The 26207-nt window shown below is 63.0% G+C and carries 19 protein-coding genes, 2 tRNA genes and 1 pseudogene; 12 read left to right on the forward strand and 10 right to left on the reverse strand.

The window, feature by feature from the left end:
• Positions 1-86: 86 nt before the first annotated feature.
• Entirely contained in the window at positions 87-725 is a 639-nt protein-coding gene (locus K0F86_RS24130; protein ID WP_219136686.1) for a TetR/AcrR family transcriptional regulator, read from the reverse strand.
• A gap of 105 nt (positions 726-830) precedes the next feature.
• On the opposite strand from K0F86_RS24130, the gene K0F86_RS27760 reads away from it, so the two are divergent.
• The gene (locus K0F86_RS27760) at positions 831-2042 is read left to right on the forward strand and encodes a TCR/Tet family MFS transporter (protein WP_374197320.1); all 1212 of its coding nucleotides are present in this window, start codon (positions 831-833) and stop codon (positions 2040-2042) included.
• A gap of 26 nt (positions 2043-2068) precedes the next feature.
• Here K0F86_RS27760 and K0F86_RS24135 read toward each other — a convergent pair.
• Together K0F86_RS24135 and K0F86_RS27875 are read right to left on the reverse strand one after the other, a co-directional pair.
• A pseudogene (locus K0F86_RS24135) lies at positions 2069-4360 on the reverse strand (acyl-CoA dehydrogenase); the annotation flags it as partial.
• A 123-nt stretch (positions 4361-4483) separates the two neighbouring features.
• Complete coding sequence (locus K0F86_RS27875) at positions 4484-4825, reverse strand: collagen-like protein (protein ID WP_219136688.1); 342 nt, start codon at positions 4823-4825, stop codon at positions 4484-4486.
• Positions 4826-5094: 269 nt separating this feature from the next.
• On the opposite strand from K0F86_RS27875, the gene K0F86_RS24145 reads away from it, so the two are divergent.
• On the forward strand, positions 5095-6552 hold the full coding sequence (locus K0F86_RS24145; protein WP_219136689.1) for an SEL1-like repeat protein: 1458 nt from the start codon (positions 5095-5097) through the stop codon (positions 6550-6552).
• Between the two features lie 190 nt (positions 6553-6742).
• On the opposite strand, the gene K0F86_RS24150 is transcribed toward K0F86_RS24145, so the two are convergent.
• Positions 6743-6818 (reverse strand) — tRNA-Phe (locus K0F86_RS24150).
• A gap of 131 nt (positions 6819-6949) precedes the next feature.
• On the opposite strand from K0F86_RS24150, the gene K0F86_RS24155 reads away from it, so the two are divergent.
• Positions 6950-7708, forward strand: coding sequence for a hypothetical protein (locus tag K0F86_RS24155; RefSeq protein ID WP_257572337.1), 759 nt, complete (start codon positions 6950-6952; stop codon positions 7706-7708).
• Positions 7709-7749: 41 nt separating this feature from the next.
• Here the strand turns inward: K0F86_RS24155 and K0F86_RS24160 are convergent, their stop codons facing one another.
• Positions 7750-8187, reverse strand: a complete 438-nt coding sequence (locus K0F86_RS24160) for a hypothetical protein (protein ID WP_219136690.1) — start codon at positions 8185-8187, stop codon at positions 7750-7752.
• Between the two features lie 208 nt (positions 8188-8395).
• Between K0F86_RS24160 and K0F86_RS24165 the strand changes: the two genes are divergently transcribed.
• Entirely contained in the window at positions 8396-9391 is a 996-nt protein-coding gene (locus K0F86_RS24165) for a cytochrome-c peroxidase (RefSeq protein ID WP_219136691.1), read from the forward strand.
• Between the two features lie 90 nt (positions 9392-9481).
• Here K0F86_RS24165 and K0F86_RS24170 read toward each other — a convergent pair whose 3' ends face one another.
• From K0F86_RS24170 to K0F86_RS24185, 4 genes are all read right to left on the reverse strand, one after another.
• Positions 9482-11872: a S9 family peptidase gene (locus K0F86_RS24170; RefSeq protein ID WP_219136692.1), complete on the reverse strand. Its 2391-nt coding sequence runs from the start codon at positions 11870-11872 to the stop codon at positions 9482-9484.
• A gap of 92 nt (positions 11873-11964) precedes the next feature.
• Positions 11965-14226 carry a bifunctional diguanylate cyclase/phosphodiesterase gene (locus tag K0F86_RS24175; protein ID WP_219136693.1) on the reverse strand — a complete coding sequence of 754 codons (2262 nt, stop codon included), beginning with the start codon at positions 14224-14226 and terminating at the stop codon, positions 11965-11967.
• A 113-nt stretch (positions 14227-14339) separates the two neighbouring features.
• Entirely contained in the window at positions 14340-14738 is a 399-nt protein-coding gene (locus tag K0F86_RS24180) for an energy transducer TonB (protein WP_219136694.1), read from the reverse strand.
• Positions 14739-14826: 88 nt separating this feature from the next.
• Entirely contained in the window at positions 14827-15132 is a 306-nt protein-coding gene (locus K0F86_RS24185) for a PsiF family protein (protein WP_219136695.1), read from the reverse strand.
• A gap of 266 nt (positions 15133-15398) precedes the next feature.
• On the opposite strand from K0F86_RS24185, the gene K0F86_RS24190 reads away from it, so the two are divergent.
• The 3 genes from K0F86_RS24190 to K0F86_RS24200 all read left to right on the forward strand — a co-directional run bounded on the left by K0F86_RS24190 (position 15399) and on the right by K0F86_RS24200 (position 18490).
• On the forward strand, positions 15399-15938 hold the full coding sequence (locus tag K0F86_RS24190) for a DUF2058 domain-containing protein (protein WP_096233723.1): 540 nt from the start codon (positions 15399-15401) through the stop codon (positions 15936-15938).
• A 130-nt stretch (positions 15939-16068) separates the two neighbouring features.
• Positions 16069-17661: a DUF6861 domain-containing protein gene (locus K0F86_RS24195; RefSeq protein WP_219136696.1), complete on the forward strand. Its 1593-nt coding sequence runs from the start codon at positions 16069-16071 to the stop codon at positions 17659-17661.
• A 1-nt stretch (position 17662) separates the two neighbouring features.
• On the forward strand, positions 17663-18490 hold the full coding sequence (locus K0F86_RS24200; RefSeq protein ID WP_219136697.1) for a hypothetical protein: 828 nt from the start codon (positions 17663-17665) through the stop codon (positions 18488-18490).
• Positions 18491-18540: 50 nt separating this feature from the next.
• Here K0F86_RS24200 and K0F86_RS24205 read toward each other — a convergent pair.
• Positions 18541-18616, reverse strand: a tRNA-Phe gene (locus K0F86_RS24205).
• 293 nt (positions 18617-18909) lie between these two features.
• On the opposite strand from K0F86_RS24205, the gene K0F86_RS24210 reads away from it, so the two are divergent.
• The 5 genes from K0F86_RS24210 to K0F86_RS24230 all read left to right on the forward strand — a co-directional run bounded on the left by K0F86_RS24210 (position 18910) and on the right by K0F86_RS24230 (position 26196).
• Positions 18910-21129, forward strand: a complete 2220-nt coding sequence (locus tag K0F86_RS24210; RefSeq protein WP_219136698.1) for a S41 family peptidase — start codon at positions 18910-18912, stop codon at positions 21127-21129.
• Positions 21130-21208: 79 nt separating this feature from the next.
• Positions 21209-22441, forward strand: a complete 1233-nt coding sequence (locus tag K0F86_RS24215; RefSeq protein WP_257572338.1) for an FAD-dependent monooxygenase — start codon at positions 21209-21211, stop codon at positions 22439-22441.
• A gap of 171 nt (positions 22442-22612) precedes the next feature.
• The gene (locus K0F86_RS24220; protein ID WP_242428528.1) at positions 22613-23329 is read left to right on the forward strand and encodes a DsbC family protein; all 717 of its coding nucleotides are present in this window, start codon (positions 22613-22615) and stop codon (positions 23327-23329) included.
• 133 nt (positions 23330-23462) lie between these two features.
• Positions 23463-23921 carry a (2Fe-2S)-binding protein gene (locus K0F86_RS24225; protein ID WP_070292451.1) on the forward strand — a complete coding sequence of 153 codons (459 nt, stop codon included), beginning with the start codon at positions 23463-23465 and terminating at the stop codon, positions 23919-23921.
• Between the two features lie 10 nt (positions 23922-23931).
• The gene (locus tag K0F86_RS24230; protein WP_219136699.1) at positions 23932-26196 is read left to right on the forward strand and encodes a xanthine dehydrogenase family protein molybdopterin-binding subunit; all 2265 of its coding nucleotides are present in this window, start codon (positions 23932-23934) and stop codon (positions 26194-26196) included.
• Positions 26197-26207: the final 11 nt, after the last annotated feature.

The following is a 26207-nucleotide window of genomic DNA, read 5'->3' on the forward strand; positions in this document are numbered from 1 at the left end:
GAGGGGCAAAGCCGGCGATTGTAGGCGGGCTGGCGCCAGATTACCTTGCCTTGGATCAAGGGATTGACATCCGCTGCCTGACAGCTTCAGGCGTAAGGCGTGCCCGCCATGGCGGCGTTGAGGCCGACATGCCCCTGGTCCACCAGGGACAGAAAGAAGGCCTTGGCCAGTTGCGCGTCGCCATGCAGACGGAAGGCGCGGTGCGCTTCGATGAGGGCCGTGCTCCAGGTGGCCAGCAGCAGGCTGGCCGCCAGCTGGGCCAGGGGATCGTCGCTTTCCCGTCCCGTGGATTCCATCAGCGCTTGCGCGACGACGTGCGCCAGCTCGTCGCGGATGGCCCGCGCCCGCGCTTTCAGGGTATCGCTGGCCTCGATGGTGGCAATGAAACCCTGGCCGGCGGCGGAAAACACGATGTAGGGACTGTCTTCCCGTACCAGGCGGTGCGCCAGCAGGCGCAGGGTTTCGACGGGGGAAACGGTGGGCTCGCGCTGGCGCAGCGCCTCGCGCAGCAGTTCGCGGCCCTCTTCCTCGCGGTCGAAGAACATGTCTTCCTTGCGGGGGAAGTGGTTGAACACCGTCATGCGTCCCACGCTGGCGGCCGCGGCGATCTCGTCCACCGTCACGTGCTCGAAACCGCGCACGAAGAACAGGCGCGTGGCGGCATTCGAGATAGCTTGCCGGGTGGCAAGGCGTTTGCGGGAGCGGAGGTCGGCAGGAATCGTCATGTTGCCCCGATCATACACGAAGTGTACTGAGTACAGATAACGCTTGATGGCGCAGCCAGGCGGGGCGTACTATTTATGTACTGAGTACATATTTAGATTGAGTATATGAAACCATCCGTTCCCGTGGCAGCGCTGCCCGTCATCTTTGCCACGGTCGCGCTCGATGCCGTCGGCATCGGCCTGATCTTCCCCATCCTGCCCGCGCTGCTGCGGGACGTCACACATGCCGATAACGTGGCGCCGTATATCGGCATCATGACGGCCCTGTATGCGTTGATGCAGTTCATCTTTGCGCCCGTGCTGGGCGCGCTGAGCGACCGCCTGGGGCGGCGCCCCGTGCTGCTGCTCTCGCTGGCGGGCGCCGCCGTCAATTACCTGTTCCTGGCCTTCGCCCCCAGCCTGTGGATGCTGCTGCTGGGGCGCGCCATCGCGGGTTTGACGAGCGCCAACGTTTCCGTGGCCACGGCCTACATCACCGATATTTCTCCCGATGAAACGCGGGCGCGCCGTTTCGGCTTGCTCAACGCTATGTTCGGCGCCGGCTTCATCATCGGCCCCGTGCTCGGCGGCGCGCTGGGCGATTACGGGCTGCGCCTGCCGTTCATGGCGGCGGCCGTGTTGAATGCTGGCAACCTGCTGCTGGCGTTGCTGACGTTGCCCGAATCACGAACGCCGACACGCGAAAAAATCGACCTGGCGGCATTCAATCCCTTGCGCCCGCTGCGCTGGGTGTTCTCGCAGAAGAGTTTGCTGCCGATCACCGCCATCTTCTTTACCTTCAGCGCGGCGGGCGAAGTGTATGGCGTGTGCTGGGCGCTGTGGGGCCACGATGCGTTCGAGTGGAACGGGCTGTGGATCGGCCTGTCGCTGGGTGCCTTTGGCGTGTGCCAGGCGCTGGCGCAAGCCTTCCTGCCCGGCCCTGCAGTAAGGCTGCTGGGCGAGCGCGCCACCATCCTGGCGGGCATGGCTTGCGCCTGCGTGGCCCTGGTGGTCATGGCCTTTGCCACCCGCAGCTGGATGATCTTCGCCATCATGCCCGTGTTCGCCCTGGGCGGCATCGGTGCGCCGGCCCTGCAGTCGCTGGCCACGCGGCAAGTCGCCGAGGACCGGCAAGGCCAGTTCCAGGGCGTGCTGGCCTCGGCTGTGAGCCTGGCGTCCGTGCTGTGCCCGCTGGTGTTTTCCAGCATTTACTTTGGCTTCAGGGCGTACTGGCCAGGCGCCGTCTGGCTGTCCGTGATCGTCGTGTACGCGGCGCTGGTGCCGCTCGTGCTGGGCTTGTCGCTGGCCTCGACAACGCCGGCGTCATCGCGGGGATAGGCGGCCGGCGTTTCATGCGCTGCGGCGGGCGCAAAATCGTCGACCTGGATCAAGCCATCGACCAGGCGCGCGTATTCCAGCAAGGTATTGTGCTCCTGGCAGCTGACGGTGCCCGCCGCCGTGGCCGCGGCCAGCCAAGCCTGCATGGCGGACAGGCTTTGCGGCAGGTGCCGCAGGGCCGCGCCTTCGGGCGTGTCTTTCAGGCGCTTTTCGATGGACAGCACTTCCGGCAACAAGGCCAGCGCCCGTTCGGCGCAAGCCACGGGATCGGTGGCGTCGCTGGCAACATGGCCGTCGGCCAGCAGGCGTTCGCGGTCGGCGCCCGGCGTTTGCAGGGCCAGCGCCACCTCGCTGCCCAGTTCGTCGGACGGCGGACGGTGGGGCAGGCCGAACGGGAACAGCAGGGTGCGCAGCAGCACGGCCAGCACGCGCGCGGGGAAGTTGTCGAGCACGCCCGTCAAGCCTTGCTGCGCCTTGAGCAGCGCATCCTGCAGCGACCAGTGCACATAGGGCAGGTCGGCCTCGGGCCGGCCATCGTCCTCGTAGCGCTTCAGCACGGATGAAGCCAGGTACAGCTGCGCCAGCACGTCGCCCAAGCGCGCGGACAGCCGTTCGCGGCGCTTGAGTTCGCCACCGAGCACGAACATCGACATATCCGTCATGACGGCAAACGCCGTCGACAGCCGCGTCAGGGCGCGGTAGTAGGGCGCCAGTGCGGGTACGCCGATATCGGGCACGGCCGCCAGGCGGGCGCCACCCAGTCCGTACCAACATCCCCTGGCCAGGTTGCCCAGCACAAAGCCCACGTGGCCGAAGAAGGCCGCATCGAAATCGCGCAGGGCTTTGCGGCCATCAGGTTCCTGGACGGCGGCCATTTCCCTGAGTACATACGGATGCGCGCGGATGGCGCCCTGGCCGAAGATGATCAGGCTGCGCGTGAGGATATTGGCGCCTTCGACGGTGATCGCGATGGGGATTTGCTGGTAGGCGCTGGCCAGGAAATTGTTCGGCCCCACGCAGATGCCCTTGCCGCCGAGGATATCCATGCCGTCGTTGACGAGCGCGCGTCCCCGTTCCGTGACGTGGTATTTGACGATGGCGGAAATGACGGCCGGCTTCTCGCCCAGGTCGACGGCGTGCGCGGCCAGGGTGCGGGCCGCGTCCATCAGGTACAGGTTGGCGCCCATGCGCGCCAGCGCTTCCTGCACCCCTTCGAACTTGCCGATGGGCATGTTGAACTGGCGCCGCACGGCCGCGTACGCGCCGGTGCCGCGCACGGCCATCTTGCCCATGCCGACGCTGGACGAGGGCAGCGAGATGGCGCGCCCCGCCGCCAGGCATTCCATCAGCATGCGCCAGCCTTTGCCCACTTGCGCCTGGCCACCGATGACCCAGTCGATGGGGATGAAGACATCGTTGCCGGACGTGGGGCCGTTCTGGAATGCGGCGTTCAAGGGATGGTGGCGGCGGCCGATCACCACGCCGTCGTGGCTGGCGGGGATCAGGGCGCAGGTGATGCCCGGTGCATCGTTGTCGGAGAGTAAATGTTCGGGATCGCTGGTCTGGAACGCCAGCCCCAGCAAGGTCGCGACGGGCGCCAGCGTGATGTAGCGCTTGTTCCAGCTGAGGCGGAAACCCAGGGTGGATTTCCCCTCATGCATGCCCATGCACACCACGCCCAGGTCGGGGATGGCGGCCGCGTCGGAACCCGCATACGGGCTGGTCAGGGCAAAGCAGGGAATCTCGGTACCGGCGGCCAGGCGCGGCAGGTAGTAATCTTTCTGTTCTTCGGTGCCGTAGTGCAGCAGCAGTTCGGCAGGCCCCAGCGAATTGGGCACCATCACGCTCACCGCCAGCGCCGAGCAGCGGCTCGACAGTTTCATCACCACTTGCGAATGCATGTAGGCGGAGAACTGTTTGCCGCCGTATTGTTTCGGGATGATCATGCCGAGAAAACCCTGGCTTTTCATGTAGGCCCAGGCTTGCGGTGGCAAGTCGAGTTGCTGCTGCGTTTCCCAGTCATTGACCAGTTCGCACAGCCGCTCGACGTCGTGCTCGAGAAAGTGGCGTTCCTCGGCGGTGAGCGAAGCGGGTCCATACGTGAGCAGCTTGGGCCAGTCGGGCCGGCCGGAAAACAGGTCGGCGTCCCACCACGTGGTGCCCGCCTCGAGGGCGTCGCGTTCCGTGTCGGACATGGTCGGCAGGATGCGCTTGAACAAGGCCAGCAGGCGCGGAGCGAGCAGGGCGCGGCGCACGGGGCCGGGCGCGAATAGTAGAACCAGGCCCAGCAGGGCCACCATCAGTATGATCGTCAGCATGCGATATCTCCCTGTGTAATGACAACAGGGTAGGCCGATGTGGCCGATGTTACTGTGCGGTACAGCGCATACGCACAACGCCAACCGCAGGGGTTGGCGTTGTGGTGTCTGGCGTGAGACGGATTAGCGTTGTGGAACGACAATCACCGTGTCGCCCGTTTTGCCCTTGGCGCCGTCGTCGCCCTTGGTGCCATCGTTGCCTTGTGCGCCAGTAGCGCCGGTAGCGCCCTTCGCGCCATCGTATCCGGCGGCACCGCTGTCACCGGTCTGGCCCGTGGCGCCGGTGGCACCCGTCGCACCGGCAGGGGCTTCAGCGCCCTTGGCACCGGTAGCGCCGGCAGGACCAGGCGCGCCGGCAGGGCCGGGAACGACTTGCACGACGGTCGGCGCGGGTGGCGCTTCGCGCTGGCAAGCGGTCAGGGCGAGGGTAGAGGCGAGCGCGAGCAATATCAGGGTAGTTTTCATGATGCATCCTTTGGCAGTGAGCCGTAATGTACGGAACGGCTCGACGGCGTCGGGCGCGAGTTTCGCATGGCGGTGTGGCGGAGAGAGCTGACCAGCCGACCCGTCTGCCGCGTCGCGCAGGGCGCTGGCGGCGGGAAGGGTGTGTGGTCTGCCTGCAGCATGTGCCCTTGGGCGGCTGCAGTCCGTACGTTTGCGTACATAACGGTGGGATGGAAGGTTTTTGCTATGTGCTGCTGAATTCTTGGTGCCCGGGTGGTATCGAACCACCGATGCAAGGATTTTCAATTTCGATGCTGGGCGATATTAAGCAAATTACATTTTTATTTATATTCGAGATAATTCCTGGAAATCAACATAGTGCGATCAATCTGGCATCCCGGAGTACGGTGGGCGCACATCAAACCATAGTTGATCAAGGGCAACGATCTCTCATTTTAGTCATCGGCTGCCGCATAAAAGGTAGACACTATCCGCTGACCAGTCCGAGTGCATGTTCGAAACGAACGTCGACCGAACGCTTCGGCCCGTATTCCAATGTAGCGAATTTCCGATTAAATGGTTTGGCAGAAATTTTTTCTGATAAAGGTCATTCAACCATGAAATTCTATTTTTTGACATGTCTGTTGACGCTCGCACTTGCTGCCGAAGCCGCTATTTCGTCCCCGACATTAGACGAAGTCAACACGGCATATGAGGCGAAAGATTACCCTGCGTCTTTAACGGGCTACGCGAAACTTGCTGAGGATGGTAATGCGGTGGCACAGAACAAGTTGGGCGAGATGTACGCCAATGGCGTGGGTACTTCAAAAGATGAGCAACGGGCGGTTTCATGGTATCGAAAAGCTGCGGAGCAGGGCTTGGCCAATGCGCAGCAGAACCTGGCCGTAATGTACGGCAAAGGAAAGGGAGTCCCCCAGGATTGGCAGCAGGCTCTGGCTTGGAATCGCAAGGCGGCGGAGCAGGGCTACGCTCTCGCACAGTTTGTCATGGGAGTGATGTACGAATTCGGACATGGCGTTTCCAAGGAACCAGCGCAAGCTATCAGTTGGTATCGCAGAGCCGCCGATAATGGGTTTGCTCGCGCTCAATATCGTATGGGAACGGCAGCGGCAGACGGGTGGGGCATGCCTGAGGACGCACAGCAGGCGGTGACCTGGTATCGCAAGGCTGCTGAACAAGGGCATGCCAACGCACAGCTTGAATTGGGCTTGGCGTTCGCCAGTGGGGATGGTATCCCGAAAGACGAGCAGCAAGCTGTGAGTTGGTATCGAAAAGCGGCGGCGCAGGGGAGTGCGCGTGGACAGTTCAGTTTGGCATTGGCTTATGTCAACGGTACAGGGGTGCCGCGTGACGAAGAGGAAGCCTCGACCTGGTATCGGAAGGCTGCGGAGCAAGGCTACGTCGACGCGCAATACAATCTGGGTGTGCTGTATGCCAGCAGTCGCGGGCCTACCAAGGATGAGAAGCAAGCGGTCAAATGGTATCGGCGAGCGGCGGATCAAGGCGATGCCGGTGCGCAGTACAATTTGAGCTTGATGTACCTTTACGGCAGAGGCGTCCCGCAGGATATTCAGCAAGCTTATTTCTGGTGCCTGTTATCTAGCTTCAGAGGCCATAAAGCCGCAACCCTATCCAGGCTACTTGCTTCCTTTGACAGCAATGAGACAGATGCGGCGCATGAAAAAATGTTTGCAAAGGTTAAGGCATGGGTGCCAAGAACTGAATAGTCCTACGCCCTGATCTCAGGTGGTCGTGCTCGGCATGGTAGAGTATATTAACGCTGAGCAACAAGTGGAGCCGCCCGAAGTACGGTGGCCTACCGGGTAACATAGATGGACCGGGGCAAAGATTCTTTTGAGCCTGCAAACAAAAAAGCCAACCCGAAGGTTGGCTTTTTGATATTTTCTGCTGAATTCTTGGTGGCCCGGGGCGGAATCGAACCACCGACACAAGGATTTTCAATCCTCTGCTCTACCGACTGAGCTACCAGGCCAAGGCGGCGAATTATAGCAGAAAGACTTTCCACCTGACCAGAGCTAGCTGTGTTCAAATGCAACAGATGGCCAAAACATGGTGTTTTGGCATCCTTGTATGACTTGAAGGGATGTGGCGATGCGGCGACGTATGGGAGTGCAGGGCCTGGCGGCTGCGGGCTTGTTCAGTTTGTTTTACGGTACGGCGCGGGCCGATGGCCTGGCCGATCTGAATGCGGCGCTGGCGCGTTTGCAGGGCCAGATGCCGATCAAGGCGCAGGTCGAATCGAAAACCTGGCGCCGCGAGGGCGAGGGCAAGGCGGCGGAAGACGATAGCGGCCAGGCCACGGTGGCTGTCGAGGGCGGGCCGGCGGGCTTGCAGGTGCTCTATAGTAAGGACTTGCTGGCGAAAGTGGAAGCCGAGCAGCGCGCCAGGGTGAAAGATCCGAAGGTCAAGACGCCGATCGGCTTTGCGCTGGGAGAAATGAAGGCGACGGAGCTGCACTCCATGGTGTCGGCGGCCGATGCCCTGTCGCGCGAAATCGAGGAAGCCGTGTTCAGCGGCGAGAAGATCGATAACTACAAGGGCAAGCCGGCGCGCCTGCTCAGCTTTACCTTGTCGCTCGACAAGGTGCCTGAGAAAGACCGCAAGTATGTGAAGAAGTTCGAAGGTGGCATCGAGGTGTGGATCGCCGCCGACGGCACGCCGCTGGCCAGCCATTTCCACTTTGACGTCAGCGGGCGCGCCTTTGTCGTCGTCAGCTTTACGCAAAAGACGGACGAAACGCGCCAGTATGGCGTCAGCGGCGACCATTTATTGCTGCTGCGCAAGGAAAGCAAGAATGCCACCTCGGGCGCGGGCGAGAAGGTGGAAAGCAAAATCATCAAGACCTTGCAGCTGCAGTCCTGACCTGTTGCAGCATCACGCAAGCCGCTGATCCAGCGGCTTTTTTACATCGCCGAGCTGCCGCCCAGGCCGCTCTTTTGCAGCACGCAGCGTCCCGCTTCGCAGGTGGCGCCCGGGTCCGTGACGATGGAGCAGGTCGACATCATGCCGTCCGCCTGCTGTTGCTTGCGGCTCGCCTCGGCTTGCGCCTGGGCCAGTGCCTTGAGTTTCTTGCCATCATGCTCCTTGCTGGACCAGGCCAGGTAGCGCTCGGGGCCGCCGCAAGCCTTGGCGCCGATGGCGATGGTTTGGCATTGCTGGGTGGAATCGCAAGCGGCGGCGCCCACTTCCGCCTGGATTTGCGCCAGCAAGCCGGCATTGCCGGGCGCGGGCGGCGCATCTTGTGCGGGGGCGCTACCGCAGGCGCTGGCGGCAAGCAGCAGGAGGCTGGCGCACGCGGCGCGCAGCAGGGGCAACAGGGCGGAGTAGGTGGGCGTTTGCATGCCTTCATCATGTGCCACGCTTGCCCGAATGGCAAGCACGATTCGCACTTGGCCAGAACCTTGATCCCCGTCATTTCCATTGTCAACCCGTCAAAGTTAATATAAATCAACATCCAATCAGCGATGTACGGGTGGCAACCGGGTCGGTGCGCTGCATTCCCGCGCCGGCGCGTGCCGCCGATTCGGGAATGTTTCCAGGAGTTAGACTATGCGCCGCACCCTCTCACCCTTCCTCTTCATCACCAGCCTGGCCTTCGGCGGCGTGCTGCACGCCGCTGAAAAGGAGCCGATCCAGCCCATCACTGCCGCCAAGGTGGCCAATCCGGCGATGGTCGAGCTGGGCAAGAAACTGTTTTTCGACCCTCGCCTGTCGCGTTCGGGCTTTATTTCCTGCAATAGCTGCCATAACCTGAGCATGGGCGGCACGGACAACATCAAGACCTCGATCGGCCACAACTGGCAGCGCGGACCCATCAATTCACCCACGGTGCTCAATGCCAGCATGAACGTGGCGCAATTCTGGGATGGCCGCGCCAAGGATTTGCAGGAGCAGGCGGGTGGTCCCATCGCCAATCCCGGCGAGATGGCTTTTACGCACGCGCTGGCCATCGACGTGCTGGCCTCGATTCCCGCCTACCGCGCACAATTTCGGCAAGTGTTCGGCCAGGATAAATTGACCATCGAGCAAGTCACGCGCGCCATCGCCGCCTTCGAGGAGGTGCTGGTGACCCCCGGTTCGCGCTTCGACCAATGGCTGATGGGCAAGAAAAGCGCGCTGACGAAAGACGAGCTGGCCGGTTACCAGTTATTTAAATCGAGCGGCTGCATCGCCTGCCATAACGGTCCCGCCGTGGGCGGCAACACCTTCCAGAAGATGGGCGTGGTGGAACCGTATAAAACGGCGATGACGGCGCAAGGGCGCTCGGCCGTGACGGGCAAGGATGCCGACCGTTTCAACTTCAAGGTGCCGACCCTGCGCAACGTGGAATTGACGTACCCCTATTTCCACGATGGCGAAGCGGCGACCCTGACGCAAGCCGTCGACGTGATGGGCCGTTTGCAGCTGGGCCGCACCTTTACGCCCGATGAAAATGGCAAGCTGGTCGCCTTCCTGAAAACCCTGACGGGCAAGCAGCCGCAGCTCGTGCTGCCGATCCTGCCGCCATCGTCCGATACGACGCCGCGGCCCGTGCCGTTTGATTGAGTGCTTGTGGTGTCGGATTACGCCCTTGCGGGCTAATCCGACCTACTCGCTGCACATAAAAAATGCCCGCATACAAGCGGGCATCGAGGTTTACTTCAATGTTCTCTGGAACAACTGATAGATGCGGCGGTACTCGTCATACCACGCTTCCGGCTGCACGAAGCCGTGGCGCTCCATCGGGTAGCTGGCCATTTCCCAGTTATCCTTTTTGAGTTCGATCAAGCGCTGCGACAGGCGCACGGAATCCTGGTAAAACACGTTGTCGTCGATCATGCCGTGGGCGATCAGCAGGTTGCCCGTCAGTTTGTCCGCGTATTCGATGGGCGACGAGATTTTATACGCTTGCGGATCGACGTCCGGCGTGTTCAGGATGTTCGCCGTGTACTCGTGGTTGTAGGTGGTCCAGTCCGTCACGGGACGCAGCGCGGCGCCGGACTTGAAGATTTCCGGGGCGCGCATCAGGGCCATCAGGCTCATGAAGCCGCCATAGCTGCCGCCATAGATGCCCACGTTCTTGATGTCGCCCTGGTGCTGCTGCGCCAGCCAGTTGGCGCCATCAATAAAATCTTCCAGTTCCGGGTGGCCCATCTGGCGGTAGATGGCCGTGCGCCACGCGCTGCCGTAGCCGAGCGAGGCGCGGTAGTCGACGTCGAGGACGATATAACCTTGCTCCACCAGCAGGTTGTGGAACATCTGCTCGCGGAAGTAGACGGGGTAGCGCTCGGTCACGTTCTGCAGGTAGCCGGCGCCGTGCGCGAACATGACGATGGGATACCGTTTACCGGCTTCCAGTTGTGCGGGGCGGTACAGCTTGGCCCAGATGGGCGCCGCACCATGCGTGGACGGCACTTGCACCAGTTCCGGCATGACCCAGTTGCGCGCCTTGAAGGCGTCGCTGCGCGTGTCCGTCAGGACATTCGCCTTGCCGCCAGCGACAGAAACGGTGGCCAGCTGGGCCGGCATATAGCTGGTGGAATAGCGCAGCAGCAGCTTGCCGCCATCGGGCGACAGGCCGAAGTTTTCCACGCCTTTCAACTGCGTGACTTCGCGCGCGCCGCCATCCCTGGCCGTGCTGGCGCACACTTCATATGTGCCAGGCGCTTGCGGGTTGCATAGAAAATAGGCGTGCTTGCCGTCGCGGCTCCACTCGACGGCGCTCACTTCCCATTTGCCTTGCGTCAACGCGCGTGCCGGAGCCGCGCCCGTTTTCGTGTACAGGTGGGCGTAGCCGCTTTCCTCGGACAGATACCACAGGGTGGCGTTGTCGGGCAGCCAGCCGAATTCGTCGGCGCGGCGGTTGACCCAGGCCGTGTCGCTGACGCGGTGCACGGGCACCAGGGCGCCGTTGGCCAGGTCGACGTTGGCGATCCAGCCGTCCTTGTTGTCGATGGCGCGCACGCGCACGGCCACCTTGGAACCGTCGTCGGTCCAGGCGATGCCGTCGCGCTGGGCGTCGATGCGCACGGCGCGGTTGCCTTTCAACGGCGGCAGTTTTTGCTCGGCGCGCAGAAGCGCCAGCGGATCGACCGCGATGCCGGGCAGGCTGTCGAAAGCGATGTCACGTACCTGGCCCGTGCGCAGGTCGGCCAGCTTCAGGCTTTGCGCAATCGGCATGTTGCGGCCCACGCGCGTGCGCTCGTCGTCCGCTTCCGGGTAGCCCGTTTCCGTCACGTAGCGGGCCAGTTTGCCCAGCTTGCCCTTTTCGGCGGCTTTATCTTGCGTGACGAACAGCAGCCAGCGGCCGTCCGGCGACAGGGCGCTGCCGGAAATCGTGACTTTCTCGCCCAGGTAGATCGGCTCCGGCGCGCGCGTGCTGTCCAGGCGGCGCTCTGCGTGGCGGCGTTCGCGGCTGGCGTCGCGGTCTTCCTTCTGGCGCGCCAGGTTGACGATCAGGCGCAGCTGCAATTCGCGCAGGGCGTCCGCTTCCGGCTTGGCGTCCGGGTCCTTGGCCGCGCGCAGCAGGGCGACGGGCGCGCTCAGACGGTCAAGACGGCTCCAGCTGAACCAGTCGGTGCCGCTGCGGTATTGCACGGCGCCGCCGTCGTTTGAGTATTGCGGGTCGCTGATGGCCGGGACACCGCGCGTGATTTGCGTCAAGGCGCCGTTTTTCAGGTCGCGCTCGAACAAGTCGCCGTTGCGCAGCAGGATGGCGCGCGTGCCGGCCCGGTTGAAGACCATCTGCTGGCCATCGAGGTTGGCCAATTGCGCGTCGTCGACCTTCTTGCCGCTATTCAGTTTCGCATTCGTGCCAGATACTTGAAACGTGTCGCGCAGGGGCGAGCCGAGGCGCTTTTGCTTGTAATACAGCTGGCCATTCCAGCCCCACCATGCCGCTTCGACGGGTGTGCCGATCCAGTCGGGGTCGGCCATGGCCTGGTCCAGGGTGATGGGCGTGGGTGCGGCGGTGGCGGAGGGGGCCGCATGCGCGGCGGGCAGCAGCGATAGCAGCAGGAGCGGCAGCAGGGGAAGAACCAGACGCATCGGGGATCGCTTTAAAAAAAGGGGATGGTGAAGGTACAGGCTATGAGGCCGGTATTCTAGCGGAGGAGTTTCGTTCAGGAAATGTCGGAAAGCTAAGCTTGCTGCCTGGCCAGCCAGGCGAGAAAGTCGGCTAGCGGCATCGGCCGCGCATACAGGTAACCCTGCAAGCCGTCGCAATCGTGGGCGACGAGGAAGTCGGCCTGCTCCTGCGTTTCCACGCCTTCGGCCACCACGCGCAAGCCCAGGTGGCGCGCCATGGCCAGGATCGCCTGCACGATGGCCGTGTCGCGCGGCGTGTCGTCGATGAAGCGTTTGTCGATTTTGAGTTCGTACAGCGGCATCGAGGTCAGGTAGGAGAGGCTGGAATAGCCGGTGCCGAAATCATCGATGGAAAAGCGGATGCCCAGGGCTGCCAGTTCGCGCATGCGCGCCAGCGAGGCGTCGCGCTGGTCGATCAGCAAGCCTTCCGTCAGTTCCAGGATCAGGGCGGCGGCCGGCGTGCCGTGTTCGGCCAGCGCCGCCCGCACGCGGGAGGAAAAATCGGGCTGGCGAAACTGGGCCGGACTCACATTCACGGACAGGGCGACGGGCCGGCCAGCCTGCGCCAGCACCCTGGCGGCGCGGCACGCTTCGCGCAGGGCCCAGTGCCCCAGCCTGACGATCAGTCCCGATTCCTCGGCGATGGGGATGAAGATGCCCGGTGCGATAAAGCTGCCGTCCGGCTGCGGCCAGCGCATCAGCATTTCGGCGCCCGTGACCCGTCCATCGCGGTCGACCTGGGGCTGCACGTGCATGCACAATTGGCCCATGTCGAGGGCGCGCGCCAGCGCCCGTTCCAGCGTCAGGCGACGCTCCACGTCCGCCTGCATGGCCGCTTCAAAGAAGGCGATGCCGTTGCGCCCTTCCGCCTTGGCGCGGTACATGGCGATATCGGCTTCGCGCAGCAGGTCGTGCGCCTGCTGGCCCGCTTTCGGCAGCAGGGTCACGCCGATGCTGGCGCTGCAATGATACGACTGCCCCTCGATATCGAAGTCGCGCGCGATGGCGGTGCGGATTTTCTCGGCCACCTGGGCCGCCGCATGGGCCGCGCCGTGCAAATCATCGGCCAGGTGCGCCAGCAGCACGACGAATTCGTCGCCGCCGATGCGCGCCACCGTGTCGGCCTTGCGCATCAGCTGCGCCAGCCGTTCTCCCGCCAGGCGCAGCAGCGCGTCGCCCGTGGCATGGCCGCGCGCGTCATTGATGTGCTTGAAGTGGTCGAGGTCGATGAACATCAGCGCGCTGATGGACTGGTCGCGCGGCGCGGCGGCCAGCAAATGGGCGATGCGGTCCATCAGCAGGCGCCGGTTGGGCAAGCCCGTCAGCACGTCGTAGAAGGCCAGGCGGTGGATGTCCGCTTCCGATCGCTTGCGCTCGTCGATTTCGCGTTCGACAGCCACCCAGTGCGTCTGCCTGCCGTCCGCATCCGTAAACGGCACCAGTTCCGCTTCGACCCAGTACGCCTTGCCGGCCTTGTTGTAGTTCAGTAACTCCGCCCTGGCCGGCTGGGCGCTGGCCATGGCGGCGGCGATGCGCGCCAGTTCGCCCGCATCGGTGGCGGGGCCTTGCTGGAACAGCAGGCTGCGGCCCAGCACCTCGGCGCGCGCATAGCCGCTGCTGCGCCTGAAGGCGTCGTTGACGAAGATGATGCGCGTGGCCGATACCGTGCCGGCGCCGGCGCCGGGCGGGCCGTCCAGCACTTCGGCGATCATCACCATGTCGTTCAGGCGGGCCAGCGCCGTGGCCGTCAGGCGCAGCTCGGCGTTGAGCTGCGACAGGGTCTGGCTGCTGTCTTCCAGGTGGCGCAGCAGGAAGGCGCAGGACAGGGTCAGCACGGCGGCGATAAACAGGAAGTTCAGGGCCACGATCAGTGCGCGCAGCACGGGAGAATCGGGCGTGCCCGGCAGGTGCAGGGCGACGTCCGGGTGCAGGCCGAGGAAAAAGATGGTCAGCGAGGTCAGGGCCAGGGTCGACAAGGCTGGCCGCATGCCCAGCAGCAGCGCCGCCAGCACGGGCATGAGCATCATGTAGATCTGGCTGACGGGGCCGATTTTCAGCAGCAGGCCCACGCCTACCAGGTAGGCGACGATGAGAAATTGCCACACGCGCCAGCGGTAGGGCATGGCGCGCAGATGCCAGATGACGCCGATCCAGCCGATGGCCAGCAAGTCGAGGGCGACGATGGACCAGATGGCTTCGCTCGCGGCCAGCAACGCGCTGGGAATGGCCGTCACGCAGCCAAGCAGCAGCACCACCTGCAGCAGGCGGTCAAAGACCTGGCCGCGCCAGTGCGCGAGATCGTTCGACGCCGCCACGCTGCCGTCCTTTCTCCAGAATGCCGTGTAACCGTACTGAGCAGTAGGTTGACTAAATACTACGCGCTATCTTTCTCCATGTCATCTTGATCATTCATCATGATTGCCGGCGTTCAGCGTTCAGATTCATTGATCCATTGGTAGGGCATGATCACCTTGCTGGCGACGGGCTTGCCATCCAGCGTTTCCGGCTGGAAGACGCATTTGGCCAGCGTATCGCGGGCCGCCTCGTCGAGGGCGGGATAGCCGCTGGAGCGGATGAGAGCCGCTGCGCTGACCTGGCCATCCGCCTCCACCGTGAAGTGCAAGGTCACTCTGCCTTGGGCGCCGCGCCGTTTCTCGCCCGGGGGCCAGGCTGGCTGGGTGCAGCCGGCCGGCATGCTGGCCGGCACGCGCACGGCAGCTGCCGCGACCGGCGTCGGCGTGGCCGTGTGGCAGCCGGCCAGGACGATGGCGAGGCAGGCGGTGGTCAGCAGGCTGCTGGCAGAGGAAGGGGGCAGGCGATAGGGCAAAAGGGAACTCCATATTCGGAACAAAAAAAAGCCAGCCTGTCGGCTGGCGCTGTGGGGTGAAGCGCCCACTGGCGCTTCGAACCGGCGCTTATTTCTTTGGCGCGCTCAGGCATTCTTTCATGAATGCCTTGCGAGCGTCGCCCTTCATGTCCTTGGCGTCGGCATTGCATGTTTTCATCTTGTTTTGCTGCGTCATGGCCGGTGCCGGCTTGGCGCTCAGGCATTCCTTCATGAAGGTTTTGCGCTCATCGCCTTTCTTGCCGGCGGCATCGGCATTGCAGGTAGTCATTTTCGACTGTTGCGCCGTCTTGGCGACTGGGGCCGCTTCCGGTGCGGCGGCAAAGGCGGTGCTGGCAAACGCGGCAGCGATGCAGAGGGCGATTAATTGTTTCATGGCAAATCCTTGTAGACGCAGGCGATGGAAGGGGACATGCAATCGGCAGCTCACTGCCGATATGCAGAACGTAACTAACTATATGACATTTATCAACAAAATTTCCACTCGTGTGTGTCTTTTTGTTACCGATAGGCACAAGGCGCCCGTCGGCTGGCCCGGGCGGTCATTCTGCGGCGGCAGCGGTCCTGTTTTTTGCTATGCTAGCGTCTTTCCACCGGCCGATGCCGCTGCCTTGGCCGGCGCACCCTCAATACGGAGTAGTTATGGTCTCGTTGCAAGAGCAGTTTTTAAAGGCCGGCCTGGTCGACAAGAAGAAGGTCAAGCTGGCCAACCAGGACAAGAGCAAGCAAAAAAAGGACGAGCGCAAGAGCGGCACGCAAAGTGTCGATGAGGTGCGTCTGGCCGCGCTCGAGACCCAGCGCAAGAACGCTGAACGCGCGCGCGAACTGAACGCCCAGCGCGACGCGGCCGCCAATCAGAAGGCCATCGTGGCGCAGATTGCGCAAATGGTGCAAAAGAACCGCCAGAGCAAGGGCAACCACGGCGAGCTGCCGTACAACTTCACGTTTAACAACAAAATCGAGCGCATCTACGTCACGGCCGCCGTGCAAGCCCACCTGGTGGCGGGCCGCCTGGTGATCATCTGCCTGGGCGGCGCCGTGGAACTGGTGCCGCGCATCATCGCCGACAAGATCGCCGAACGCGATCCCGCCATCGTCGTGCGCGTGAAACAGGCCAGCACGCAAGTGGACGAGGACGATCCGTATGCGGCGTTCCAGATTCCTGATGATTTGATGTGGTAAGGCCGCGCTTGCAGCGTTGAGACACGAATGCAGATGCTGCAAGCAAGAAAATAAGAGCAATCGCTGAGGCTGCTCAACGTCGGCACAGCCCAGCGCGGCATGCTGTGGGAATCTTCCCATCGGGCATGCCATGACGATACTTCCCTACGACCGCTCGCGCCTGCATGCCATGCTGGTGGCGCTCGATCAGCAAGCCGAGCGTGACCTGCGGCGCCATCTGTTGCATGCAAGGCATGATACCGCTGTCCTGATGCGTTCTGAGAACCGCTCGCGTCGCGTGCTGCAGGCGCTCGATTACGCCAAAGATCCAGCGCTCAAGCGTTTGCGCCTGCAGTTTTCCCAGGTCGATATTGCCACCATATGGCCACAGCTGAGCGAAATTTGCCATGATGTCGCCTTGTGCATGGGCATGGCGACGCTGGCATCGCAGGCGGCGCTGGAAGCCTTGCTGGTGCAGGTGTTCAACGCGGGCACCATGGGCAAGTCCATGGTTGCCGGCCTGCGCGACGCCGGCAGCATTTACCGCATGGGCTTAGGCAAACTATGGGGGGCTGATCCTGCGGACACCCGCTTTGTTGTGTCTGACTTGCATCGCCCAGCGCCCCATGCCAGCATGGTTGCCGCCGATTTCGCCCATGGCCATGCGCTCGCCGTCACCGCCATGCTGCGCAGCGTGAGCCTCGGTTTACGCCATGGCAGCATGCGGCGGCAAGCCATACTCGGCGCCGCCATGCACAATGCGCGGCTCGGCCCCAAGGTCGCCATGTGGCTAGCGCGCAATGAACTGGCGCTGGCCCGGCATTCGTCCTTGCAGGCGCGAACGGCGGCGATCGAGACGGCGCCTGCCATGCTGGCGCGCACCGCGCCGGCCACTGCCGTCAAAGGCGTGGCGGCAAACGCAAACAAGGTCGCGCGCGACATGGAAATCCTGCGCTTCTACGCGGCCCAGGGCAACCGTGAAGCCTACTGGAACTATCTGGCCGCCGGCGGCGACCGTTATGCGCGGCTGGCACTGGGTGTCGTGCGCAATGACACCATCAGCGGCGTCATTGCCAACGGTTATGCACAGATGCGGGCAGATCAGCTTGGGCGAGTAATGAGCGAGCGCGACTGGCATCAGTTTGGCATCGAGCTGATGCGGGCTGATCTTGAATATCGTGAACTGAATTTGGCGAAGTCGATGGCACTGGGGAAAATCGCGCCGCTTTCGGTGAAAGATATCGCTCGATATCACGTCGATACATTTACCAAATTTGACCTGGATGCCTATGCGTGGACCGCGCATGTTCCTCTGTCTCCTTATCTGAATGCCCATGATGTCGCAGGCGCGGAGAAAGCTTGGCAGGCCATGCTCGATGAGCGCTTTTATGTCAATGCATCGCGTGTTTTGCAGTCGGAAGGGCGCGCGTTATTGAACGGAGTAAATTCCACGGAGCATGCCGCCTGGCTGGGAAAAATTGGCGTGCTCACGTCAGGCTACGCCCTCGATCCATTCCAGGCCTATGCCGACGCGGACAAGATCGGCAGTTGGCGCTACGCGAATGGCGCCTGGTCGCGCATGCATTTCGATTACCCGGCCGCCATGGATGGCAGCTTCGGCATGGACGTGGCGCCTGAGCGGCTGCGCAAGCAATTGGATCTGGACAGGCTGTTCCGCCTGGAACGTCTGCGTCCGATGGACAAACATCCGCAGGACCTCTCTCATCTGATGCCGGGGAAGTGAGATGACGCAACCGTCCCCGCGCAAGCGACATTTGACAACAAGGATATTGCTCGGCATTTTCTGTCTGGCTGCCCTGGCCTGGTGTGTGTCCCCACGCCAAGCACCGCCAACGGAACTGCGCATGAAGCTACACGGCAATTATCTTCTTGTTCCTGTGAACTATATTCCGAAGTATGAACAGATTTGGTATCAGCAAGATGGGATTGTTAATGATGGCTTGCATCTTGAGGCTGGGTGGGACGGCGGTAAGTTACTGCCATTTAATGCACCAGAAGACAATACCCCTATCTGGATCAGTTATCAGAATGAAGTTTCCATTCTGGTGCAGCATTTTGACGCCAATACGCTGGCCGAAAAGTATCAGCTTGCCCAGCGCTTTAGCTCGATCTGGATGCCGAATCGCAAGCAGATGGCGTCACGTCATGGCTTGCTGCGCTATGAGCACAACGATCTGCCGCAGCGCGTGCGGGAAGATGTGATCACGGTATTTTATGAAAAGGACTTGTATCTATACCCATCGCGCAAACGGATAGAAACGCAGATTGTCTGCGACCCGGATTTTTTTCCCGATCCCGGTACGGAAAGGGCGAACGCGTTGAAGAAGCGCGGTAAGTTGCTCATTAATCCCCGCTGCTCGCACGATATTTTCCTGCATGGCTTGAGAAATTCTCATATCCGAGTCAGCTACTTTCGCAGCCACCTGCACGAATGGCAAGCCATCGAGCAGGCCGTGGTCGCGTTGCTGGATTCATTGAATCAAGAGCCGCAGAAGGCCTTGTCGCTGGCGCGGCAGCGCGATGCGCAGCGTGAAAGCGGGATGGGACGATAAACGCAAAAACGCCACCCGAAGGTGGCGTTTTTGAACGTATTACGAATTCTTGGTGGCCCGGGGCGGAATCGAACCACCGACACAAGGATTTTCAATCCTCTGCTCTACCGACTGAGCTACCAGGCCAAGGTGGCGAATTATAGCAGATCAAAACGCGAATGCAAGGGCCAGATGTGACTTTTCCTGGATTTTCTGGGTGCACCTGCCTTTTTAGATAGGGATGTACCGTGTAGCCATGGAGGGGAGCGCTGCAGGCGAACGCTCTTGCGTGCGTAGTATTATTGTTTGATAATCAATTCCTTATCAAACCAGTCAATTCGCATCGCGATGTACACACCGGCGCTAGCCGGTTTTTTTATGTGCGGCGCAGGCGTTGGCTTCAATGGCGGAACAGGGAAACCGGGATGGCGATGCAATGCATGGCGGTAGAAAATGGGCGCGCGCGGCGCGTCCTGGCGGGCTTGCTGGGAGCGGTGCTGGTTTGCGCCGTAGCGCCGGCACAGGCGGGCGACGAGAATATCGTATCGCTGGCGCGCTTGTGGAGCGCGGCCCGCACCACGCATCCGGCACTGGCTGACGACCGTATCGACTGGGACCGCGCGCTGGTGGCGGCCTTGCCCCAACTGCGAGACGAATACGATGAACCCAGCTTGCGGCTTGCCATCGCGACCCTGATGGCGCCGCTGCACGATGAGGCCTTGCGCATCGGAGCAGAGGCGCCGGCGTACGTGCGCTGGCCGGCCGATGGCGATGTGCTGGAATGGCTGCCCGGCGACACGGCGCTGCTACATCTGCATCCGGGCATGCGGGATGGCGGCCCGCCGCCGCTGCCAGCCAGGGCCAGGCAAGTCGTACTTGATTTGCGTCCGCGCAGGGAGCTTTCCCGCGCGCCATCGCCAGCCATGCTGCATGCCGTGTTGGCGCAGTTGATCGCCGAACCCTTGCTGCTGCCGGCCGAGCGCTATCGCTTTTCCACCGGCCCGCGCCCGAATAAGCCCGGGCAATGGGAAGGCATGACGGCGGGTTTCATGCAGATGGAGACGCAACGGCTGCAGCCGGCGCCTGGGGCGCGGGCGCTGCCCATGGTCTTCATCGTCAATGACACGCAGACGGTGCCGCATGCCGTGCTGGCGCTGCAGCGCACCGGCCGCGCGCGCATCGTGGCCGAGGAGGGCGCCTGGCGCAGCCGCGCCGGTCCGGTGCAAACGTTGTCGATAGGCGACGGCTTGCGCGTCGAATTCGCGTCCGGCCAGCTGGCCTGGCCGGACGGCAGCGCCGCCGTGCTGGCCGCCGACCGCACCTTGCGCATGGATCGCGCCACCGGGCCGGCCAGCGCGCCCGTCAAGGCGGCGCTGGCGCTGCTGGCGCAGCCATCGACGCCGGTGATATCGCCGCCGGCATCCGCTGCGCTGTATCCGGTGCGCCACGACGACGAACCGTATCGCGACATGCGCTTGCCTGAGCGCGAGTGGCGCATGCTGGCCGCCATCAAGCTGTGGGCCACGATGGACAATTACTTTCCGGCCAAGCGCCTGATGAGCAGTTCTTGGGATGACGCCTTGCGGCGCTGCCTGTACAAGATGGCCCAGGTGCGCGATGCGCGCGAGTATGGCGTGATCCTGCAGGAGATGGCGGCCAGCCTGGATGACAGTCATGTCGGTGTGGGCAGCCGGGCGCTGGGCGGGAATAGCCGCACGCACGGCATTGGCGTGGTGCTTGCCGCCATCGATGATGACATCTTGGTTGCCAACGTAACGGATCCCGCCTTGCTGCGTTCGGGCCTGCTGAAGGTGGGCGACGATATCGTGCAAATCGATGGCGAGTACGTGGGCGCGCGTCTGGCGCGGTTGCGCGCCGCGACGGCCGCCTCGAACGAAGCGGGACGCTGGCGCAAGGCCATGGCCGAGATGCTGACCTTTTTGCCCGGCGCCAGCGTGACCTTGCAGGTCGATGGCGGCGATGGCAAGCGGCGCGAGGTGGTGCTGCAGCCTACGCCGCTGGACGATGCGCTGGCACCGCGCCACGCACGCCCGATGATCTCGGTGAACAAGGGCATTGCCTACGTCGATCTGGACCGCTTGCAAGCGGGCGAGGTGGACGTCATGTTTGACAAGATAAAAGGCAGCCGCGCCCTCATACTCGATATGCGCGGCTATCCGCATGGCACGGGCCGCGCCATAGCGGAACGGCTCAATGTCAATGACGCCAGTATCTTTGCCATGAACTACCAGCCGCTGGTGACGGCTCATGAGGCCAGTTACGGCGTGCAACTGGCGTATCCCGACTTTCTGCTCCCCGCACGCGCTCCTCTGTACCAGGGCAAGGTCGTCATGTTGATCAACGAACACACGCAAAGCCAGGCCGAGCATCTGGCGCTGGCGGTCGAGGCGGCCACTCCCGTCACCTTCATCGGTACGCCCAGCGCGGGCGCGGATGGCGATTTGCGCGAGGTGGTGCTTCCTGGAAAAGTCCATGTCTGGTATTCGGGGCTGGAAGTGCGTCATGCCGACGGGCGCCAACTGCAAAGAGTGGGTGTGCAGCCCGATATCATGGTCGCGCCCAGCGTGGCCGGCTTGCGCGCGGGGCGTGACGAAGTGCTGGAGCGGGCGTGGGCATTTCTGCGCCAGGATCAAGAATAGTTCAAATCTTTGGCTTTTCCCCGTTTGCGCTGGCGCACGCGCATGCTGAAACGGGGGCGGCAAACGCTATAATGAGCGCATGAACAGTCCCACTCCCCCTACCATGCGGCGCTTCATGCACAGCCACAGCGACGTTTGCATCGTCGGCAACGGCGCCATCGCGAAAACCACGGCGCTGGCGTTTGCCCAGGCAGGACAAAGCGTCACCCTGTTATCCCCGGCGAGTCCTCCGGCACCCATCGCCAAGCCGGTGGAAGCCAGCTGGGATGTGCGCGTGTATGCGCTCAACTACACGGCGCACCAGTTGCTGTCGTCGCTGAAGGTGTGGGGCGCCCTGGAGGCCGACAGGGTGGCGCCCGTCGACGCCATGCTGGTCAACGGTGACGGCGCGCAGGCGGGCGGACTCGGTTTCGACGCCTACGGCGCCCATGTGAATACCCTGGCGTGGATCGTGGAAGACCGCAATCTGGGCCAGGCGCTGGACGCCGCCCTGAAATTCGCGCCGAACGTCAGCGTGCTGCAGGGCCGTGCCAGTCGCCTGGAATGGACGAACGACTCGGCCATCGTGCACCTCGATGGGGGCGACACCATCACCTGCGCGCTGGTGGTGGGCGCGGACGGCGCCCAATCGTGGGTGCGGGGACAGTGCGACATCGGCCTCGATTACCGCTCTTATGGCCAGCGGGGCGTGGTCAGCAACTTCGCCTGCGAAAAGCCGCACCATGGCGCGGCCCACCAGTGGTTTACGGGCAGCGAAGGCATCGTCGCGCTGCTGCCGCTGCCGGGCGAGCGCGTTTCCCTGGTCTGGTCGGCGCCCGATGCGCTGGCCGATACCTTGATGTCCGAATCGGCCGACGCGCTGGCCGCGCGCCTGGCCGCCTATTGCCACGACAAACTGGGTAAACTCACGCCGTTGCAGCCGGAACTGGTGCGCGCGTTCCCGCTGACCCTGATGCGCCCGCACGCCATGGTGGCGCCGCGCGTGGCTTTGGTCGGCGACGCCGCCCACGTGGTGCACCCGATGGCCGGCCACGGCATGAACCTGGGCTTTGCCGACGTGGCGCAGCTGGTCAAGACGATCAGCGAACGCGAGGCGCACCGCGGCATCGGCGACGAGCGCGTGCTGGCCCGCTATGCGCGCGCGCGCAAGGAAGACGTGCTGCTGATGCAGCTGGCCACCGATGGCCTGGCGCGATTATTCGGCGCCGATCTGGAGCCGCTGCGCGTGGTTCGCAATTTGGGATTAAACTTGCTGGATAAATTACCGGCCCTGAAGCGGAAAATGATTTCGCACGCATTGGGGCATCAGTGAAAATCAGTAAGTCTTAAGATATCGCTGGATAATGGTAGCAGTGAAAATTCAAGGTCGCCGCAGCTGGTCTGCGGCGATCGTTTTATCAAAGAGATAACGACGTCGGGCCAGGTGCCAGTTCCGCCAGGCGTTTCAAGTGGAGAAGTGATAGTGATAACAATGAACAGAAGCATGAGCAAAATCGCCTTGCTGATGGCCTCGGGCCTGATGATGTCGTGCGCCGGCGCGGAAACGCCAACGGAAGCGAGCATCAAAAAGCTGATCGAGCCGCGCCTGGGCGAAGGCGCCAAGGTCGATTCGGTCAAGGAAACGCCGTACGGCGGCCTGTACGAAGTGCGCACGGGTGGCGACATCCTGTACACGGACAAGGCCGCGCAATACCTGTTCGTGGGCCACGTCTTCGATGCCAAGACCTCGCAGGACCTGACCAAGGTGCGCCTGGACGAAGTCAACCGCATCAAGTTCTCCGACCTGCCGCTCGACTCGGCCATGAAATCCGTCAAGGGCAACGGCAAGCGCGTGATCGCCGTGTTCGAAGATCCGAACTGCGGCTATTGCAAGCGATTCCGCCAGAACGCGCTGAAGGAAATCGACAACGTCACCGTCTACACCTTCATGTACAACATCCTGTCGCCGGACTCCATCGTCAAGTCGCGCAATGTGTGGTGCGCACCTGACCGCAACAAGGCCTGGGATGACTGGATGTTGAACGGCAAGGCGCCGGCTACGGTGGCCGCCACTTGCGCCAACCCGCATGAAAAAATCCTGGCCCTGGGCCAGCAGTTGCGCGTCTCGGGCACGCCGGCCATCTTCTTTGCCGACGGCAGCCGCATTCCGGGCGCAGTCGACGCGAAAACGTTGGAACAGAAATTCTCGACCATTAAGTAATCCGGGCTGTCGCCAGGAAGGCTGGACGGCGCGCCCTCGCAAGGCGCGCTTTTTTTTGTACTTTTTTTCCGCTGTCGTATCATCAAGTGTTGTTCGTAGACGCCATAACAATCCAAAAAAGGGGAAGCAGCAGATGATTACCTTGAATATCAACGGACGCGACACGCAGGTCGACGCCGATCCTTCCACGCCCATCCTGTGGGCGCTGCGCGATAACCTGAACATGACGGGCACCAAATTCGGTTGCGGCGCGGCCCTGTGCGGCGCCTGCACGGTGCATCTCGACGGCCAGCCTATCCGCTCGTGCATCACGCCGATTTCCTCGGTGGGCGCGCAAAAGATCACCACCATCGAAGCGATGGAAAACGACCAGGTGGGCAAGGCCGTGCAGGCGGCATGGGTGCGCCACGACGTGCCGCAATGCGGTTACTGTCAAAGCGGCCAGGTGATGAGCGCCACGGCGCTGCTGCGCACGAATAAGTCGCCCAGCGATGCCGACATCGACGGCGCCATGAGCGGCAATATCTGCCGCTGCGGCACCTATCAACGGATCCGCGCAGCCATCAAGGACGCGGCCAAGACCCTGGCCTGAGGAGAACGACATGCGTATCGAATGGTTGAATCAGGAAGCATTGCAGCATGGTGGCGTGACCCTCGGCGCGGCACTGGCATCGGCGCCTGTTGCCGTGGTCGATGGCGTCTCGCGGCGCGGTTTCATGAAGGCCGGCGCGGTGGCCGGCGGCGGCTTGATGCTGGGCTTTTTCCTGCCCGGCGCAGGGAAACTGGCGCAGGCGGCCGATGCCGCCCCCGCCAAGCCCGTGTATGCGCCGAACGCCTTTTTGCACATCGCCCCCGATAACACGGTGACGGTGCAGGTGAACCGGCTGGAATTCGGCCAGGGCGTGCAAACGAGCTTGCCCATGCTGATCGCCGAGGAACTCGACGCCGACTGGTCGACCGTAACGGGCGCGCTGGCGCCGGCCGGCGAACAGTACAAGGATGCCGCCTACGGCATGCAGATGACGGGCGGCTCCGGCAGCATCGCCCATTCATTTACGCAGTACCGCGAAATCGGCGCCAAGGCGCGCGCCATGCTGGTGGGCGCCGCCGCCGCGCAGTGGAAAGTGAACCCTGACCAGGTGCGCGCCGCGAAAGGCGTGCTGTACGGCCCCGGCGGACAAAAGGCGACGTATGGCGAACTTGCCGACGCGGCCATGCGCCAGCCCGTTCCCGCCACCGTCAAGCTGAAGGACCCGCGCGACTTTGCCATCATCGGCAAACCCGTGAAACGGCTCGACGCGGCCGCCAAGTCCACGGGAAAACAGCAGTTCGGCATCGACTTCAAGCCGCCCGGCGCGAAAGTGGCCATGGTGGCGCGCCCGCCCGTGTTCGGCGCGAAAGTGGCGAAATTCGACGCCAGCAAGGCGAAAGCCATCAAGGGCGTGCTGGAGGTGCTGGAGGTGAAAACCGACCGTGGCGGCAGCGGCGTGGCCGTCATCGCCGACGGCTACTGGCCCGCCAAGCAGGGACGTGACGCGCTGGTGATCGAGTGGGATAGCAGCGCCGTGGAAAAGGTCAGCAGCGACCAGCAACTGGCGGCCTTCAAGGTGCTGGCCAAAACGCCGGGCACGGTGGCGCGCGCATTCGATGTCGCCGCATTGTCCAAGGCGCCGAAAAAAATCGAGGCCGTCTACGAATTTCCCTATCTGGCACACGCGCCGATGGAGCCGCTCAACTGCGTCGTCGACCTGCAGGCCGACAAATGCACGATGTGGGTCGGTTCGCAATTCCAGACGGGCGACCAGGCGGCGATTGCCGCCACCTCCGGCCTGAAACCCGAACAGGTGACCCTGCACACGATGATGGCCGGCGGCGGCTTCGGCCGGCGCGCCGTGCCTTCGTCCGACTACGTGGTCGAAGCCGTCAATGTCGCCAAGGCGTACCGGGCGGCGGGCAAGAGCGGTCCATTAAAGCTGATGTGGAGCCGCGAGGATGACATCAGGGGCGGCTACTACCGGCCGTCGCATGTGCACCGCGCGCAGATCGGCCTCGACGCCAAGGGCAAGATCCTCGCCTGGGACCACACCATCGTCGGGCAGTCCATCATGGCCGGCACGCCGTTCGAAGCGTTCATGGTGAAAAATGGCGTCGACGGCACCATGGTCGAAGGCATGGGCGAGCCGTACACCTTGCCGATGAAACTGTCCGTGCACACGGCCAAGGCGAACGTGCCCGTGCTGTGGTGGCGCTCCGTCGGCTCGACGCATACGGCCTTCGTCATGGAAACCCTGATCGACGAAGCGGCGCATGTGGCGAAGATGGATCCAGTCGCCTACCGCAAGCAGCTGATCGACGCCAAACACACGCGCCACATCGCTGCGCTGGACCTGGCCGTGGCCAAGTCGGGCTATGGCAGGAAGAAGCTGCCGAAGGGCCAAGCCTGGGGCGTGGCCATGCATGAATCGTTCAACTCCGTGGTCGCCTACGTGGTGACGGCGTCCGTGGTGGAAGGGGCGCCCAAGCTGCACCAGGTATGGGCGGGCGTGCATTGCAACCTGGCCGTCAATCCGCTGACGATCGAGGCGCAAGTGCAGGGCGCCGCGCTGATGGCGCTGGGCATGACCATTCCCGGCGCGGCCATCACGCTCAAGGATGGTGTGGTGCAGCAGCAGAACTTCGGCGATTACCCGGTGCCGCGCATGCCCGACATGCCGGTGATCGAGGTGCACCTGGTGCCATCGGGCGACGCGCCGACGGGCATGGGCGAGCCGGGCGTGCCGCCGCTGGCGCCCGCCTTCGCCAATGCGCTGTTCGCCCTGACGGGCAAACGCCTGCGCAAGCTGCCGTTTGATTTGGCGGCCGCATGACGGTAGCAGTT

This window comes from Janthinobacterium sp. UMAB-60 (assembly GCF_900095235.1).
Lineage (GTDB): Bacteria > Pseudomonadota > Gammaproteobacteria > Burkholderiales > Burkholderiaceae_D > Janthinobacterium.

Coding starts and splice junctions, on each gene's coding strand:
- K0F86_RS24130 (WP_219136686.1), bottom strand. CDS start 725: ATGACGATTCCTGCCGACCTCCGCTCCCGCAAACGCCTTGCCACCCGG.
- K0F86_RS27760 (WP_374197320.1), top strand. CDS start 831: ATGAAACCATCCGTTCCCGTGGCAGCGCTGCCCGTCATCTTTGCCACG.
- K0F86_RS27875 (WP_219136688.1), bottom strand. CDS start 4,825: ATGAAAACTACCCTGATATTGCTCGCGCTCGCCTCTACCCTCGCCCTG.
- K0F86_RS24145 (WP_219136689.1), top strand. CDS start 5,095: ATGCAAGGATTTTCAATTTCGATGCTGGGCGATATTAAGCAAATTACA.
- K0F86_RS24155 (WP_257572337.1), top strand. CDS start 6,950: ATGGGAGTGCAGGGCCTGGCGGCTGCGGGCTTGTTCAGTTTGTTTTAC.
- K0F86_RS24160 (WP_219136690.1), bottom strand. CDS start 8,187: ATGCAAACGCCCACCTACTCCGCCCTGTTGCCCCTGCTGCGCGCCGCG.
- K0F86_RS24165 (WP_219136691.1), top strand. CDS start 8,396: ATGCGCCGCACCCTCTCACCCTTCCTCTTCATCACCAGCCTGGCCTTC.
- K0F86_RS24170 (WP_219136692.1), bottom strand. CDS start 11,872: ATGCGTCTGGTTCTTCCCCTGCTGCCGCTCCTGCTGCTATCGCTGCTG.
- K0F86_RS24185 (WP_219136695.1), bottom strand. CDS start 15,132: ATGAAACAATTAATCGCCCTCTGCATCGCTGCCGCGTTTGCCAGCACC.
- K0F86_RS24190 (WP_096233723.1), top strand. CDS start 15,399: ATGGTCTCGTTGCAAGAGCAGTTTTTAAAGGCCGGCCTGGTCGACAAG.
- K0F86_RS24195 (WP_219136696.1), top strand. CDS start 16,069: ATGACGATACTTCCCTACGACCGCTCGCGCCTGCATGCCATGCTGGTG.
- K0F86_RS24200 (WP_219136697.1), top strand. CDS start 17,663: ATGACGCAACCGTCCCCGCGCAAGCGACATTTGACAACAAGGATATTG.
- K0F86_RS24210 (WP_219136698.1), top strand. CDS start 18,910: ATGGCGGTAGAAAATGGGCGCGCGCGGCGCGTCCTGGCGGGCTTGCTG.
- K0F86_RS24215 (WP_257572338.1), top strand. CDS start 21,209: ATGAACAGTCCCACTCCCCCTACCATGCGGCGCTTCATGCACAGCCAC.
- K0F86_RS24220 (WP_242428528.1), top strand. CDS start 22,613: ATGAGCAAAATCGCCTTGCTGATGGCCTCGGGCCTGATGATGTCGTGC.
- K0F86_RS24225 (WP_070292451.1), top strand. CDS start 23,463: ATGATTACCTTGAATATCAACGGACGCGACACGCAGGTCGACGCCGAT.
- K0F86_RS24230 (WP_219136699.1), top strand. CDS start 23,932: ATGCGTATCGAATGGTTGAATCAGGAAGCATTGCAGCATGGTGGCGTG.